The sequence below is a fragment of the Rhodococcus sp. DK176 genome (assembly GCF_038447315.2).
Taxonomy (GTDB): Bacteria; Actinomycetota; Actinomycetes; order Mycobacteriales; family Mycobacteriaceae; genus Rhodococcus_F; species Rhodococcus_F jostii_A.
Window position 1 is genome coordinate 3,685,845 of the sequence record NZ_CP118321.2, and the last position, 14,862, is coordinate 3,700,706.

Below are 14,862 nucleotides of genomic sequence, written 5' to 3' on the forward strand. Positions count from 1 at the left end.
GCAAAACGAATCAGCGTTGGCGCAGCGCCACAACTTGTCCCCAATCGAAAGATGCGGTTTCGCGTTCGCATCCCAGGGCATAGCTACAACAGATGTCAACCACGAAGAAAGTGAGAATCCGGCGTTCCGCTGCGCCGGCAAGGAGTGAACATGAGTACCGAATCAGGCAAGCAGTTGCATGAGGAACCGCAGTCGGAGCGTGGCCCCAAGGGCTCGCGAGACGCGGGCCCGGACCAGGCCGGCGCGGGCCAGACGGACCGTAAGGCGGGTTCTCTGGACCAGGAGGAGGTCACCTCCTCCGGGGAGCCGGGCACGAACCCTGCGCCCGCCGGCGGCTCGCTGCCTCCCGGCGATGCGGAGCCGGCCACACCGCCGTACGACGGCCGGACGACCAGCACTAAGGAAGGGCGCCCGGAGCACGACGACCATGTGGACTCCAGCGGAATGCAGTCACCGAAACCCGGGGAGACCCCACGCGGCGCCGTGGCCTCACCAGCCGAGGAGACACCCGCCGCACAGGCCGCCGAGACCGAGGGCAGCGACTCCGGAGTCGGACCCGCGCATCAGGGAGGCGTCGGCAAAGCCGAAGACAAGAAGTGAGCTACTGCGGGTGCCGACGGCATTTCTGTCGTTTCGACGGCGGTGCGGCCGCACCGGCTCTCGATTCTGAACCGGTGCGGCCTGAGCCCTCTGATGATCCGGAACATCACAGCACCTGATGGCCGAATACCCAACGTCACAAGGCTGAACCCGACATCGGAGGCGCCCCCGTCACCCTGACAATCGAAGACGATGGTGCGCCAGGCTGCAGGCCCGACCCCGTCAGTTCGGGCCCTGGGCGTGCTTGCCGTCCGTCGGCGAAGTAACGGTCGCCGGCGGCGTCGGGGTGCGGCCCGCAGCTTCCTCCAGTGACACTCCGTTGGTAGGGGCGCTCGTTGCGCTCGTGTCGGTGCCGCGGTGGGTAGCCTTCTTCGCCAGTTCGCCGACCTTGTGCTGCACCTGTGGCGCCTTGTCCTTCACAGTCTCGGTCGCCTCGCTCACCTTCTCCTGCACGGTGGGGTTGTGCCAAAGTTCGAGGGACTGATGCCTCATCTTCTCGTAGGTCTGTCGGCCGGACCGAGTGCCCAGGACGAAACCCGCGGCCGCCCCCGCTGCGAAGATCAACACTTTCTGCATGACATCTCCTGATCGTTGTGTGGCACGAGCGGTCAGCCGAATCATCGTCCGAACGCCCACCTGGACAGCTTGCCCTCAACTGCCGAGCCCAAACCGCGCCGGCGAGGAGGTCCGAACTAACTCACATCTCATCTGCACGTAACCTACGCTTCCGTAACTTGCCGTAGCGTGACGTTATGGCGATTTCGGATGTCAAGATGTACACCCACCTGACCGAGGCCGATGTAGAAGCGCTCGGGATCGAGTTCGACGCGATCCGGCGAGACATCGAAGCTTCACGCGGGGAGAGTGATGCCCGGTACATCAAGAACGCGATCCGTTTGCAGCGGTCGCTCGAAATCGGTGGACGCGCAATATTGTTCGCGAGTCTGTTTCCGCCGGCGTGGCTTGCGGGGACCGCGATGCTCGGCACCGCCAAGATCATCGAGAACATGGAACTCGGTCACAACGTGCTACACGGGCAGTGGGATTGGATGAACGATCCGGAGATCCACTCGTCGTTCTGGGAGTGGGACATCGCCGGCCTGTCGGAGCATTGGCAGCAGACCCACAACTACGTTCACCACAAGTACACGAATGTGCTGGGGATGGATGACGACGTGGGCTACGGCATGCTGCGTGTGACTCGCGACCAGCAGTGGACGCCGTTGAGCGTCGGCAACCCGGTCTACAACCTGTTGCTGCAGTTGTTCTTCGAGTACGGCGTTGCCCTCCAGCACCTCGAACTCGGCAAGGTGGCAATGGGCGGTGTCGATCGTGAGGAGTTCGAGCGTAGGTGCCGCGAGGTGCTCGAGAAGGTCGGCCGCCAGGTGCGTAAGGACTACGTCGTCTACCCGGCGCTCACCGGTCCGGCCTTCCTGACGACATTCACAGCCAATCTGACGGCGAACGTGATCCGCAACGTATGGACGAACGCCGTGATCTTCTGCGGTCATTTCCCGGACGGCGCCGAGAAATTCACAACGAAGGACCTCGAGAACGAGACACGAGGACAGTGGTACCTGCGGCAGATGCTGGGTAGCGCGAACTTCGAGGCCGGCCCGGTCATGGAGTTCATGAGCGGCAACCTGTGCTACCAGATCGAGCATCACCTGTTCCCGGACCTGCCGAGCAACCGCCTGCGGGAGATCTCCGTACGGGTGCAGGCGCTGGCCCAGAAATACGATCTGCCCTACACCACGGGTTCGCTGCCGGAGCAGTACTTCGAATCGTGGCGGACCATCGCCAAGCTGGCGCTGCCGAACAAATTCCTCACCGCCACCGCCGACGACGCCCCTGAGACGGCGTCGGAACGCAAGTTCATCGACCCGCGCCCGCAGGTCGATCCGGTTACGGGTAAGCGCCGCGGGTTGTTGACCGCGCTTCGCGCTCGTGCGGGAATCTGACATCGTTGGGGTGTAACTCGAACGCCGGCTGCGGTTCTCGCCGGCGCCCAGTGTGCGCCTAGGTGTTGTCCGCCGTCTTCGGAGTGGCGTTGCGCGTTTCCTCGAATGTTCTTGCCGTCACGGACCACGGCGGCGTCGACGTCGGTCGTCCCGCCGGGCCGGCGGGTGAGGGTGTAGGTGTAGGTGTGGCCTGAGTTTCCGCCCCACAGGTTGGAGTCGGTGGTCGTCATGACGACGCGGATACTCGGGATTTGTCGAACAGGTGGGTGGGTGTGCGGAACCTCCTCGAGGGCGGTCTACCCGTCGACTGCTGCGAGGGACAGCGTCCAGAGTCGTTGCGCCGATTCAGGGTTGAGGGCGTAGTCGGCGACTCCGACTCGCTCGGGTCCGCCCACGTAACGGACGGCGTGATTGCTGTCTTCGAAGTAGCGTCCCCCGATGCCGCGGAGGAGGGGTGACGTGGCGACGAACACGGATGTCGCCGCTCCCTGCTGTGGTGACTTGTACTCGGCGGTGGGGTCCGCGCGCAGGCTGTTGTACACGTTCTCGGGCAGATGTCGGGTCAAGTTGGTCCAGATCCCGCCGGGATGCAGCGCGTTTGCCGTGATTCCGTCGTGTGCCCGGCGGCGGGTCGCCTCGACTGCGAACAACACATTCGCGGTTTTGGATTGCCCGTATGCAAGCCACGGGTCGTACTCGCGGTTGTCGAAGTTGATGTCGTCGAAGACGATGTCGGAGCTCAGGTGTCCGCGGGAACTCAGGGACACGATTCGCGCACCGTTGGCGTGTGCGAGCGCGTCGTGAAGGGCGTTCGCCAGCGCGAAGTGACCGAGGTGGTTGGTCGCGAACTGCGATTCCCATCCGGACCTCGTTCGGCCGAGCGGGGTGGCCATGATTCCGGCGTTGTTGATCAGCACGTCGAGTGCAGTGCTGCCCCATTGTTCGGCGAAGCGGTGAACTGAGCTGAGATCGGCGAGATCGAGCGTCCGGACTGCGACACGTTCCTGACCGAGGGCGGTGTTGATGTCGTCGGCGACGCCGCGGCCGGCGTCCGGGTTTCGGACGGCGATGGTGACGTCCGCGCCGGCAGTCGCGAGCGCGCGAGCGGTCTCGAGGCCGATGCCGGACGAGGCGCCCGTGACGATGCTGCGCTTGCCGCGCAGGTCTATTCCTTCGAGGACCTCGGCGGCGGTCGAGGCCGCGCCGAAGGGACTGGTGATGCGGTGCTGTGTCATTGGTAGCTGTCCTTGTTCGGCGGCTGGCGTGAGGGTTCGGGTTGCGTGGACGGCCCAGGCAAGTCGCCGCTCTACATCTGGTTGCTGCTGTTCCAGCCGACCAGGATCTGGTCGAGCACGATGGTTTCGGCGCGGCGGTCCTGCCGCTGGTCACGCTGACGGTCGTGCTGGCGTTGCTCCTGCATGTCGTTGTCGCGGTCGAGCGGGCTGTCGTGGGTGACTGCGGCGGCAACCGGCTGCGCGGCGTTCGGCGGTGCGATGGTGGCGTTGGCGGCACCGACCGGGACGAGGCCGAGTGCCGCGGTCGCGGCGGCGACGGCAGCCAGTCGCTTCCAGGAGGAGGTGCTGGTGGCGGAGTGGGTGATCGAGTGGAGCTGTGTGGTGCTCATGGCGGTAGGTGTTCCTCATCCGAGTGCCGCGGGCCCAGCGTCTGCGGCTATTCGAACGGTGTCGGGGAGGGCCGGGAGCGTTACACCGGCAGAACCCGGGATAGCTGTGACGTGCGTCACTCGGGTAGGCGGCCTTCGACACCGCGAGCAAGGGACACCGGGGCCGACCGAGCGCTCGACTCGACTTGATGGCCGGCGCGCGTCGAGTCCGGCGACGCTGGGTGCAGGTGCCGCCCAACCAGCAGCTCGGGCTACACCTGCACCCCACCCCTCGCGTGAACCGACTCGTGTGCCCGAGGCGTCCGCGTTGCCATGTGACCACCATGACGGCCGAGACGTTACCAGAAAACGGGCCGATTGGTTTGTTTTATTTGCGGAGGGCAGACATGTCGTCAGAAGTGGGTATCCGCCTGCTTTTGCTGCCAGAGTCCACACGCCGCGAGCGGGAAACCGAACCCGGGAGTCGTGAGTATCCGAGTGGTCTCGTCGTCAGCGGCCGATAGATCGAAGTAGCCCAATGGACAGCGCGCGTCAGCTGGGTTTCGTCGATCCCGAAGACGGCATCGACGTCCAGAGACAGGGGGCCGCAGGGACAGTGACCATTGGCTGGTCCCGCATATGTCGAGAGCACGTCGCGACCCTTGACGACGAACACCTCCGGATAGATCTCACACGCCATCGTTTCCTCACATTCGCGAGGTGGGTGCCTTGACCTCGTACATTCGCGTTCCTTCCGGCGAGCGCCGCGGGGTGCCCGATTGCCGTGTCTTCCGGACCTTAATGGGTATGCGCCGACAGTTCCGTGCCTTCCCCGCGTGTCGGGGCGGGCACACCGCGGGCCGCATGGCAGTTATCTGCGGTCCGATCGCGCCGGAGTTGGCTGTTGCAGCCGCCACCGATCCAGTACTCGCGTATGGCTGGAGGACCCCGCCACGACGGCATGCCGGCTCGGCAACAGGAATCGGCCTGTTGCAGAGTCGGCAGTGTGCGCTTTGCGGGGCGGTCAGGATGCTCGGGGCCGTGCCTGGTTGTGTGCCGGTATCGGCTTCCGTTCCCAGTCGACCTGCCGCGGTGGGATGAACGTGGGGTGCCGATCGGTTCCCATCTCTACTTCCCACTCACTGTGGTGGAGGAGTCGGTGGTGGAATCCGCAGAGCAGGACCAGGTTTCCCATGTCGGAGGGTCCCCCGACGGACCAGTGAACGATGTGGTGACCCTCGCACCATGATGGCGGCGCACCACACCCGGGGAACGCGCATCCTCGATCCCTCGCCACCAACGCTTTTCGCTGCCTCTTGGTCACTGTTCGAGTGGAAATACCGAGGTCGAGTGGCGCCCCGTTCTCGTCGAGCACGATCGGCGTGTAGATCGAATCGCAGCTGAGGAGCCGGGCTACCCTGAGGCTCAGTGGCCCCATCCACTCGGTCCAGGCGACTCCGTCGACGGCGAAAAGCGACTCGTCAGTGGCGGAGGCATCGCGCTGTTGTCGCGCGCTGCAGTCAGTGTGGTCGGCGAGATCCTTGACGTTCACGTGAAGTGAGACGTGTGGCCGTTCGCCGCCTTCTTCGCCGGCGATCCCGGAGTCGAGGTAGCGGCGAAGGAGTTCGGTGAACCCGTCGGCTCGTCGCTGTCCGGGCGTGCGGCTGTCTTTGGTGCCGTCCTGCGCCGGTCGCGGCTTGGACAGTCCGGAGAGAGCCGAGAGCAGCATTTCGCCGGTCACGGCATCCAGGTCGCCTTTGACGGCGACGCGGCCGTTGAGTGTCTTGGACGCGTGGAATTCGTTGAGTTCGGTGTCTTCACTGGGCGGCGGGTCGTCGGATTCGAAGGTGCGTTCCAGTCTGGCGATAACGGCGCGCACTGCGTCCGTGTTGGCTGTAGGGCCGGTTGCGGCGAACAGCAACGCATTTCGGCAGTCATCCAACGCCTCGAGCGGCATCCCCTTGGGTGGCCGTTCGCAGAACTTCATGATCAGCGCTGCGTGCTCTGCCGAAATGTTGGTGTCGAAGTACTCGTCCGCGATTTCCGGTTGGAGACGCAAGCCTCGGCCCAACAGCACGATTCGCCCTGCCGCACCTACCTCGAGCAATGTCTTGGAGGCCAGCCACATCTTGGCGTTCGGAAACCCCAGCACATCAACCTTGCAGCGGTGGTCGACGGCACCGACGAGCTTGACGCGCAGGGCTTCGAGTCTTTGAATCTCCTCCGAGATACGAATGACCGATTCGAGCAGTTCCGCTTCGGCCAGACGCCACGCATCACCGACCGCGGTCGCCAAAATCTCTTCCGACAACGCCCCCTGGACATCTCCCCCGAGCCCCATCCGTGAATTCTAGTTCGAACACACTTTCGAGTCAATGGTTTCGAGCCATCGGAATCGGGGCTCCGAGGAGGACGAGGATGCGCGCGACATCACAGCCGACGGCTGAGTGTGCTTGCCTCAGCGGCTCACCCGGGTCTCGCCCATCACCACGCGTAGGTCCACCGCGAACCCGGCCTACCGCGCCAGGAACTCATGGTCTCAGGCCGGTGTCTAATTCGTAAGCGAAAACGGCTGTAGCGCATGCCAAACAGATTCGTCCAGTCCCCATTATCAGATTGCCGCCACGAACCGTCCTGTCCGACGCTTGCCCCGGCATCGAGGTCGCGGCAGCAGCCGATTGGATCGGTGTAGGTTCCGGACTCACTTGTCCGCTCGACCTGGGAATTTCGAGATCTTCCACGACACTTGTCTCGGAGTTTCCGCGGGAAGATGTCCCCTTTCTGCGACTCCGCTCACTGCCGCCTCCACCCGGTTACGAACGATGAGCTTTCAGCGGCGAGGCCCACCGAATACGCGACGACGCCCGGGAGAGCAGCCACTGCTCGGCCCGGGCGTCGTGAACCTACGGTGGCGCCGGTCAGCCCACGGACATCGCATCGGCGGCGTCGACCGCGGGGTAGATGGGGTACTCCACACCGGACAGGTACTGGACAGTGCGCACCACCTGGCACGAGTATCCGAACTCGTTGTCATACCAGACGTAGAGGATGGCGGTGTCGCCGTCGACGATCGTCGCGTTCGCGTCGACGATGCACGCGGCGCGCGAACCGATGAAGTCACTGGACACGGCATCGGTTGCAGCGGTGTAGTCGAGGTTCCGGCTCAGCGCTCCGGTGAGCGACTCCTGGCTGAGATGCTCGAGCACCTCCTCCCTGGTGGTCTCACGACCCAGCTGAAGGTGGAGGATGGCGACGGATACGTCCGGAGTGGGAACGCGGATCGAGTTGCCAGTGATCTTGGCCTTCAGCTCGGGGAGCGCCTTGGCGACCGCCGACGCGGCGCCGGTCTCGGTGAGCACGAGGTTGAACGGCGCCGAACGACCACGACGGTCGGCCTTGTGATAGTTGTCCAAGAGGTTCTGGTCGTTGGTGAACGAGTGCACGGTCTCGACGTGGCCTCGAGACACACCGAATTCGTCGTCCATGGTCTTCAGCGGCGGGACGATGGCATTGGTGGTGCAGGACGCGCACGACACGATCTGCTCGTTCGGGTCGAGGTCGCGGTGATTGACGCCGTGCACGATGTTCGGGACGTTTCCCTTGCCGGGCGCGGTGAGCACCACCTTCGCGACTCCGGGGCGGAGGTGCTTCGACAGTCCGTCGCGGTCGCGCCAGATTCCGGTGTTGTCGATCAGGATGGCGTTGTCGATGCCATGCTCGGTGTAGTCGAGGCTCTCCGGGTCGTTGCTGTAGATGAACTTGATGACGTTGCCGTTGGCGATCAGCGTGTTGTTGTCGGTGTCGACCTTGATCGTGCCGTTGAACTGCCCGTGGACGGAGTCACGGCGCAGCAACGATGCGCGCTTGGTCAGATCGTCGCTGCCACCCTTGCGGACCACCACGGCACGCAGGTTCAGCCCATTGCCCGAGCCGGCCTTCTCGATAAGCAGTCGAGCGACGAGGCGACCGATTCGCCCGAATCCGTACAGGATCACGTCCTGCGGCTGCGCGGGACTCGTCTGGGCGCCGCCGACCAGGTCGGCGAGGCTCCGTGCAACGAACTCTGGGACCGATGCTCCGTCACCGTTGGCGCGATAGGCCATCACCAGCAGTCCGAGGTCGATCTTCGAGGGCCGAAGATTGAGGTGAGTCAGCGCTTCGAGGAAGGGGAACGTCTCCTCGACCGACAGTTCATCGCCGCTGATCTGCCGGGCGAAACGATGGGTCCGCAGGATACTGATGACCGACTTGTTCACCAGGGAGCGACTGTGAAGCAGAATGGTCACCGAGCGTCTGCGGTGCAGGCCGCCGATGATCGGGATCATCGCCTCCGCGAGAGCTTCCTCGGAGTTCCACTGGGCCAGTTCCACTGTGCTCACTGCGCTTGTCTGCCTTCCCGGCTCATGTGGCGTGTCCTTAGGTGGGTTGCCGGCGAGCGCACACCGTTCCACCAGCGGTGACCTGGATCACCGGACCCGGTTTCGCGACTCGCGGACACCGGCGCGCCCGACGCACTCATCATATGGAAGCGTTTCGTCGGGCCGACAAGCCGGTCGCCGAAACGTCCGGCGGGACGAGAATCCGGCCATCTCGCAGGTCTGACGACCGACGAGTTGCCCGAGCGGTAACCGTCAGACAACAGGCCGAGGGTAGGAGGTGGGAGGGGCGGCGGCAGCAAGCAGGCAAGCTGCTGCTGCCGTCGGCGGCGGCGGCGGTACTAGCCCCGCGCCATGTCGACGAACTTGGACAGGTGAAGCTGGTGCGCCACCGTGATTGTCGCGGTCGGGCCGTTACGGTGCTTGCCGAGGATGAGGTCGGCCTCACCGCCGCGGGGGTCGTCGCGTTCGGTGGCGTCGGGGCGGTAGAGCAGGATCACCATGTCGGCGTCCTGCTCGAGCGATCCCGACTCACGAAGGTCGGCGACCTGGGGGCGCTTGTCCTGTCGCTGCTCGGGACCACGGTTCAGCTGGCAGATCGCGACCACGGGAACCTCGAGTTCCTTCGCCAAAAGCTTGAGGCTACGGGAGAACTCGGAGACTTCCTGCTGACGTGACTCGACCTTCTTACCTGAGCTCATCAGCTGCAGGTAGTCGATCACGATCAGCTTGATGTCGTGTTTCTGCTTGAGCCGCCGGGCTTTTGCGCGGATCTCCATCATCGTGAGGTTGGGGGAGTCGTCGATGAACAGCGGCGCTTCACTGATCTCACTCATACGTCGAGCGAGCTTCGTCCAGTCGTCGTCGGTCATCTTGCCGGAGCGCATGTCGCCGAGCTTGATCTTCGCCTCCGCCGACAGCAGACGCATGACGATCTCGGTCTTGCTCATCTCGAGCGAGAACATGACGCTGGCCATGCCGTGCTTCACGGAGCAGGAGCGCAAAAAATCCATTCCGAGTGTGGACTTACCCACACCGGGTCGGGCCGCGACGATGATCATCTGGCCGGGGTGGAGGCCGTTGGTGATCTCGTCGAGTTCGACGAAGCCGGTGGGCACACCGAGGGAGATGCCGCCGCGGCTGGCGATGGAGTCGATCTCGTCCATCGTGGGCTGCAGGAGCTCCTCGAGGGGGACGAAGTCCTCGGTGGTGCGGCGTTCGGTGACCTCGAAGATCTCGGCCTGCGCGCGGTCGACGACCTCGGCGACGTCCTGACCGTCGGCGCCGGTGTAGCCGTACTGGACGATGCGGGTGCCGGCGTCGACGAGGCGGCGCAGGATGGCCTTCTCCGCCACGATCTCGGCGTAGTAGCCGGCGTTGGCGGCGGTGGGCACGGTCTGGGTGAGCGTCACCAGATAAGGCGCTCCACCGATGCGACGGAGCTCGCCACGACGATCCAGCTCCGCGGACACCGTGACCGGGTCGGCGGGCTCACCGCGGCTGTAGAGGTCCAGGATCACGTCGTACACCGACTGGTGCGCGGGACGGTAGAAGTCGCCGGGACGGAGCACCTCGAGCACGTCCGCGATGGCGTCCTTGCTGAGGAGCATGCCGCCGAGCACGGACTGCTCCGCCGCCATGTCCTGAGGTGGCTGCCGGCCGAACTCTTCGCCGGGCTCCGCGTCAGGCGGACCCGGGTATTCGGAACGGCCCCGATCGTCTACTACAGCCACTCGACCGACCTTCCCCATCACTGTTGCGCCACCCCGGAAAATGCTTCCCGGCGTTGGTGCCCCGAACTCTTTGTACTCGCCCCTACCGACAACCTTCGCAGGCTCTTCGCGGCAGCCGGCGTCGTGATCGCGAGACACGCCGGGACGACGTTAGGGATTAGCTACCCGGTGTTCAAACCAGCCTGTGTACACAGTTGGGGATAAATTGTGTAAACCGCTGGGCATCTTTGTTAACCCCATGGGGATAACCTGAGGATAAGTGCATATCACAATCCCAAAAACCCAGATCAGAGCCGTTTTTTGGTTTCTCACCACTGTGGATGAAAACCCGTTCGGCGTGTCTTTCACGTTGACGACTCGGGCGTGTTGAGTTGGTCGCCCCCTGCGTGGCAATATGATTCACCTCACAGATCGCCGGCGGGGCGGCTAACTTCCAGACACAGCTGGAAGCCGCTCCCCTGCGTGCTTCACACCGGTGAAACCGGCCTCGAGAGGGCGGCTGTGAGCCGGAATCGACAAGCACAGACCCCCCACACGCCGAGGCGTCCGGGGGGCCTGTGAGTAAACGAGTCGACTAGGCGCCGACGACGTTCAGGTGGAACTTCGCAACCACGTCGGGGTGCAGGTTCACGACGATGGCGTGCTTGCCGGTCGCCTTGATGTGAGCCTTCGGCAGCTCCAGGTTGCGCTTGTCGACGACGGGTCCACCGGCGGCCTTGATGGCACCGGCGACATCGGCGGCGGTAACCGAACCGAAGAGCTTGCCCGAGTCACCGGCGGTCTTGACCGACAGCGAGATGTTCTCGAGGCCCTCGATGGCGTCCTTGAGCTCCTTGGCGTGGTCGAGTCCGCGCACGGCGCGGGCTTCCTGCGCACGACGGATGCCCTCGACCTGCTTCTCGGCGCCACGGGTGGCGACGATGGCCAGGCCGCGGGGCAGCAGGTAGTTGCGGCCGTAGCCGTCCTTGACCTCGACGGTGTCGCCAGGCGCACCGAGGTTGTCCACGTCAGCGGTGAGGATGAGCTTCATGTCTTTCCTCCCTTTCCTTAGCGAGCCACGGTGGCGTAAGGCAGCAACGCCACCTCACGTGAGTTCTTGACGGCAATGGCAACGTCGCGCTGGTGCTGGACGCAGTTGCCGGTGACACGGCGCGCGCGGATCTTGCCGCGGTCGCTGACGTACTTACGCAGAAGCGTCGTGTCCTTGTAGTTGATCTGCGTGTTCTTCTCTTTGCAGAAGATGCAGATCTTCTTCTTCATTACCTTGTCGCGCAAGGGCGGCTTCGGCATTAGTTTGCTCTTTTCTGGATGTTCCGATCAGGTACGGATCAGAACGGGGGTTCGTCGCTCCCGCCACCAGAGCCTCCGAAGGAGCCGGACGCCTGCGGCGCGCTGCCCCACGGATCATCTCCGCCGGTGTTGGATTGCGGACGTCCGCCGCCCGATCCGCCGGAGGAACCGAAGCCACCGCCGCTGCCGCCACCACGGTTGGCCTTGTTGACCTTGGCCGTGGCGTACCTCAGCGAGGGGCCGATCTCGTCGACCTCGAGCTCGACGACAGTGCGCTTTTCACCTTCACGAGTTTCGTACGAACGCTGCTTGAGCCGGCCACTCACGATCACTCGCGAGCCACGGGTCAAGCTCTCCGCGACGTTCTCGGCTGCCTCGCGCCAGATGTTGCAACGCAGAAACAGTGCTTCGCCGTCTTTCCATTCATTGGTCTGACGATCGAAGGTGCGGGGCGTGGACGCGACAGTGAAGTTCGCGACCGCGGCTCCCGCGGGGGTGAATCGAAGCTCCGGATCAGCCGTCAAGTTTCCGATGACGGTGATGACGGTGTCGCCTGCCATATGGTTCCTCCTGCAGAATGTGGAGTTCGGTTGGGCACGAGCCTAGGGCTGGTGACCGACAGAAATCACTTGTTGTGGCGCAGAACCTTCGTACGCAGCACCGACTCGTTCAGACCGAGCTGACGGTCGAGCTCTGCGACGGTGGCGGGAGTAGCGCTGATGTCGATCACCGCGTAGATGCCTTCGCTGTGCTTCAGGATCTCGTAGGCGAGACGACGCTTACCCCAGACATCGACCTTGTCGATCTTGCCGCCGTCCTGGCGAACAACATTGAGGAACGTATCCAGCGAAGGAGCAACAGTGCGCTCGTCCAGGCTGGGGTCAAGGATGACCATCAATTCGTAATGACGCATAAGACCTCATCACCTCCTATGGACTAGTGAAAACGGCCACGGACTGTCCGTGGCAGGAGGGTCGTTGCGTCAGCAACCTTTGCAGGTTACACGACGAGCCCCTGACCAGCGAAATCAGGCAAGCCGGTGTGACACCGGGAACCGCGGGGTACGCCGACGCGATGGCAGAAGAGAAGAAATTCCGACAGGGCGACGAGGTCGAGTGGAAGACCCACGGCACCACCACGTCGGGGACGGTCGAGGAGGAGATCACCGAGGACACCGAGGCGGCGGGCCGCACGGTGCGGGCGTCCGAGGACGACCCGCAGTACCGCGTCGTCAGCGACAAGAGCGGGCGGGACGCCGTCCACAAACCCGACGCCCTGCGCCGGGCGAGCGACTGACCTCCGCACCCGCGGCGTTCCGCTTCGCACGCGGAGGCCCACGCACCCTAATGTGGATTCATGCATATCGGAGCTCGGCAGCGGTCGCCGATCACGGCGCTCGTCGTCGGGTTGGCGGGCCTCTCCATGCTCGCCGGCTACCTGCAGAAGGCGCGGTGCGCCGGGGCTCCGTTCGACGGCGTCGGGCGATCCCTGATCTTCGACCGCATCAAGGACACGCAGGTCTGCTACTCCGACATCCAGTTCCTGTGGCTCGGACGCGACGTCAACCTGCACGTCTTCCCGTACGTCACCGGGGGGATCAACGCCGACGGCATCCTCACCGGCGGCACCGTGGAGTACCCGGTGCTGAGCGGTGTGCTGATGTGGCTCGGCGGCATCGGTTCACACACCGACGCCGACTTCCTGCTGCACTCGGCGCTGATCCTCGCCCCGTTCGGCCTGCTCACGGCGTGGATGCTCGGACGTCTAGCCGGCTGGTGGGCACTGTTGTGGTCGGCCACGCCGCCGCTGGTGCTGTACGCCTTCCACAACTGGGAACTGCCGGTGGTCGCGACGTCGGTGGCCGCGATCTTCGTCATGACACTCGAACGGATCCCCCTCCGTGCCCGAGCCGTCCTCGCGGCGGTGCTCCTCGCCGTCGGCTTCTGCCTGAAGGTGTATCCGGGTGCGTTCGTGCTGCCGCTGATCGCCTACGTCCTCACCCGGAACGGCACCGCCGGGCGGCGCTACGACGTGCGCGGCGCGGTGATGGTCGCGGTGGCTGCGATCTCCACCGTCGTGGCGGTGAACCTGCCGTTCGCCCTCATCTCCTACAGCGGATGGCGGGCGTCGTTCACGTTCCAGGAGAACCGTCAGGCCGACCTCACCACCAACTCCATCTGGTACTGGGGCCTGCGACCGCTGTTCGGGCCGGTCGCCGACGACGTCCCGCTCCCCGCGTACGACCAGACGGTGAGCCTGCTGTCGCCGCTCCTCGTGTGCGCGGCGTTCGCGATCGCCCTGCGTCTCGGCTGGCTGCGGTTCCAACGCGACGGCGCCTACCCGTGGATCGCCGTCAGCGCCGCCATGCTCTGCGGATTCCTGCTGCTGCACAAGGTGCATTCGCCGCAGTACACGTTGTGGCTGATCCCGTTCTTCGTCTTGCTGCGCGTCCCGTGGGGGCTCGTCGCGGCGTATCTGGTGGCCGACCTGTCGATGGGGATCGGCGTCTTCAAGTACTTCGGCGCCCTCGCCGCTCAGACCGACGCGTCGACGTTCGAGGTTCTCGTGAAGTTCGGGGTCTGGGGCCGCGCGGGACTGCTGGTGGTGCTGTTCTTCGTGTTCCTGCGTGCCGCCCAACGGCATCAGCCCGTCCGCGGGCGCACCGGTCCCGAGTCCGGCCGACGGCCGGTGCTGAAATCTCCCGAGCCGGTGCGATGAGCGAATCCTGGTTCGCGCACCCCACACTGACCGGACGGCACGTACGACTCGAACCGCTGGGCGACAACCATGTCGACGGCCTGGTGGACGCCGTCGACGACCCCCGCATCTTCCACTGGACGTCCGCCGCGATCGCCGACCGCGGCGACGCGGTGGCGTTCGTCCGCACCGCCGACGAGGATCCGACCCGCCTCGCGTACGCGCAGATCGACGTCACCACCGAGAGGATCGTCGGCTCGACGTCGCTGTATCTGATCGACCCGAAGAATCGCAGCCTCGCGATCGGGCACACCTGGTTGTCCCGTTCCGCGCAGGGCACGCTCATCAATCCGGAGGCGAAACTGCTGTTGCTGAGGCGGGCGTTCGAAGACCTCGGCGCGGTCCGCGTCGAATGGCACACCGACGAACGCAACGCCCACTCCCGCGGCGCCATCGCGAAGCTGGGGGCCGAGTTCGAGGGAATCCTCCGCAAGCACCGACGTCGCCGCGACGGGACGTGGCGCAACACCGCACTGTTCTCGATGATCGACGAGGAGTGGCCGCGCATCTGCCCCCGACTCGAGGCTCGAGTCGAGGGCTGA

At 64.7% G+C, this 14,862-nt stretch carries 15 protein-coding genes; 5 read left to right on the forward strand and 10 right to left on the reverse strand.

Annotated features, from left to right (window positions below; all coding sequences use genetic code 11):
- Positions 1–150: 150 nt before the first annotated feature.
- A complete protein-coding gene (locus PSR88_RS17415) occupies positions 151–600 on the forward strand; it encodes a hypothetical protein (protein ID WP_011596057.1) in 450 nt (149 codons plus the stop codon).
- A 222-nt stretch (positions 601–822) separates the two neighbouring features.
- On the opposite strand, the gene PSR88_RS17420 is transcribed toward PSR88_RS17415, so the two are convergent.
- On the reverse strand, positions 823–1,176 hold the full coding sequence (locus PSR88_RS17420; protein ID WP_009476423.1) for a YtxH domain-containing protein: 354 nt from the start codon (positions 1,174–1,176) through the stop codon (positions 823–825).
- 176 nt (positions 1,177–1,352) lie between these two features.
- Here PSR88_RS17420 and PSR88_RS17425 point away from each other — a divergent pair, with 176 nt between their 5' ends.
- The gene (locus tag PSR88_RS17425; protein ID WP_016884865.1) at positions 1,353–2,561 is read left to right on the forward strand and encodes a fatty acid desaturase family protein; all 1,209 of its coding nucleotides are present in this window, start codon (positions 1,353–1,355) and stop codon (positions 2,559–2,561) included.
- A gap of 296 nt (positions 2,562–2,857) precedes the next feature.
- Here PSR88_RS17425 and PSR88_RS17430 read toward each other — a convergent pair whose 3' ends face one another.
- The 9 genes from PSR88_RS17430 to rpsF all read right to left on the reverse strand — a co-directional run bounded on the left by PSR88_RS17430 (position 2,858) and on the right by rpsF (position 12,476).
- Positions 2,858–3,796, reverse strand: a complete 939-nt coding sequence (locus PSR88_RS17430; protein WP_016884864.1) for an SDR family NAD(P)-dependent oxidoreductase — start codon at positions 3,794–3,796, stop codon at positions 2,858–2,860.
- Positions 3,797–3,867: 71 nt separating this feature from the next.
- A complete protein-coding gene (locus tag PSR88_RS17435; protein WP_011596061.1) occupies positions 3,868–4,185 on the reverse strand; it encodes a hypothetical protein in 318 nt (105 codons plus the stop codon).
- 1,003 nt (positions 4,186–5,188) lie between these two features.
- On the reverse strand, positions 5,189–6,505 hold the full coding sequence (locus PSR88_RS17440) for an HNH endonuclease signature motif containing protein (protein WP_016884862.1): 1,317 nt from the start codon (positions 6,503–6,505) through the stop codon (positions 5,189–5,191).
- Positions 6,506–7,082: 577 nt separating this feature from the next.
- On the reverse strand, positions 7,083–8,543 hold the full coding sequence (locus PSR88_RS17445) for a glyceraldehyde-3-phosphate dehydrogenase (protein ID WP_016884861.1): 1,461 nt from the start codon (positions 8,541–8,543) through the stop codon (positions 7,083–7,085).
- A gap of 338 nt (positions 8,544–8,881) precedes the next feature.
- Complete coding sequence (gene dnaB, locus PSR88_RS17450; RefSeq protein WP_029539771.1) at positions 8,882–10,273, reverse strand: replicative DNA helicase; 1,392 nt, start codon at positions 10,271–10,273, stop codon at positions 8,882–8,884.
- A 574-nt stretch (positions 10,274–10,847) separates the two neighbouring features.
- The gene (gene rplI / locus PSR88_RS17455) at positions 10,848–11,303 is read right to left on the reverse strand and encodes a 50S ribosomal protein L9 (RefSeq protein ID WP_009476433.1); all 456 of its coding nucleotides are present in this window, start codon (positions 11,301–11,303) and stop codon (positions 10,848–10,850) included.
- A 17-nt stretch (positions 11,304–11,320) separates the two neighbouring features.
- Complete coding sequence (rpsR, locus tag PSR88_RS17460) at positions 11,321–11,563, reverse strand: 30S ribosomal protein S18 (protein WP_005249686.1); 243 nt, start codon at positions 11,561–11,563, stop codon at positions 11,321–11,323.
- A gap of 38 nt (positions 11,564–11,601) precedes the next feature.
- A complete protein-coding gene (locus tag PSR88_RS17465) occupies positions 11,602–12,123 on the reverse strand; it encodes a single-stranded DNA-binding protein (RefSeq protein WP_005249678.1) in 522 nt (173 codons plus the stop codon).
- 65 nt (positions 12,124–12,188) lie between these two features.
- The gene (rpsF, locus tag PSR88_RS17470) at positions 12,189–12,476 is read right to left on the reverse strand and encodes a 30S ribosomal protein S6 (RefSeq protein ID WP_005249677.1); all 288 of its coding nucleotides are present in this window, start codon (positions 12,474–12,476) and stop codon (positions 12,189–12,191) included.
- 161 nt (positions 12,477–12,637) lie between these two features.
- Here rpsF and PSR88_RS17475 point away from each other — a divergent pair, with 161 nt between their 5' ends.
- Genes PSR88_RS17475 through PSR88_RS17485 form a run of 3 tightly spaced genes read left to right on the forward strand, consistent with a single transcriptional unit; the run spans position 12,638 to position 14,862 of the window.
- Positions 12,638–12,859 carry a DUF2945 domain-containing protein gene (locus PSR88_RS17475; protein WP_029539770.1) on the forward strand — a complete coding sequence of 74 codons (222 nt, stop codon included), beginning with the start codon at positions 12,638–12,640 and terminating at the stop codon, positions 12,857–12,859.
- A gap of 60 nt (positions 12,860–12,919) precedes the next feature.
- On the forward strand, positions 12,920–14,281 hold the full coding sequence (locus PSR88_RS17480) for a glycosyltransferase 87 family protein (RefSeq protein ID WP_016884859.1): 1,362 nt from the start codon (positions 12,920–12,922) through the stop codon (positions 14,279–14,281).
- Positions 14,278–14,862 (forward strand): GNAT family N-acetyltransferase, encoded by a 585-nt coding sequence (locus PSR88_RS17485; RefSeq protein ID WP_009476437.1) that lies wholly within the window; start codon positions 14,278–14,280, stop codon positions 14,860–14,862. Before PSR88_RS17480 ends, PSR88_RS17485 begins: the two co-directional genes overlap by 4 nt.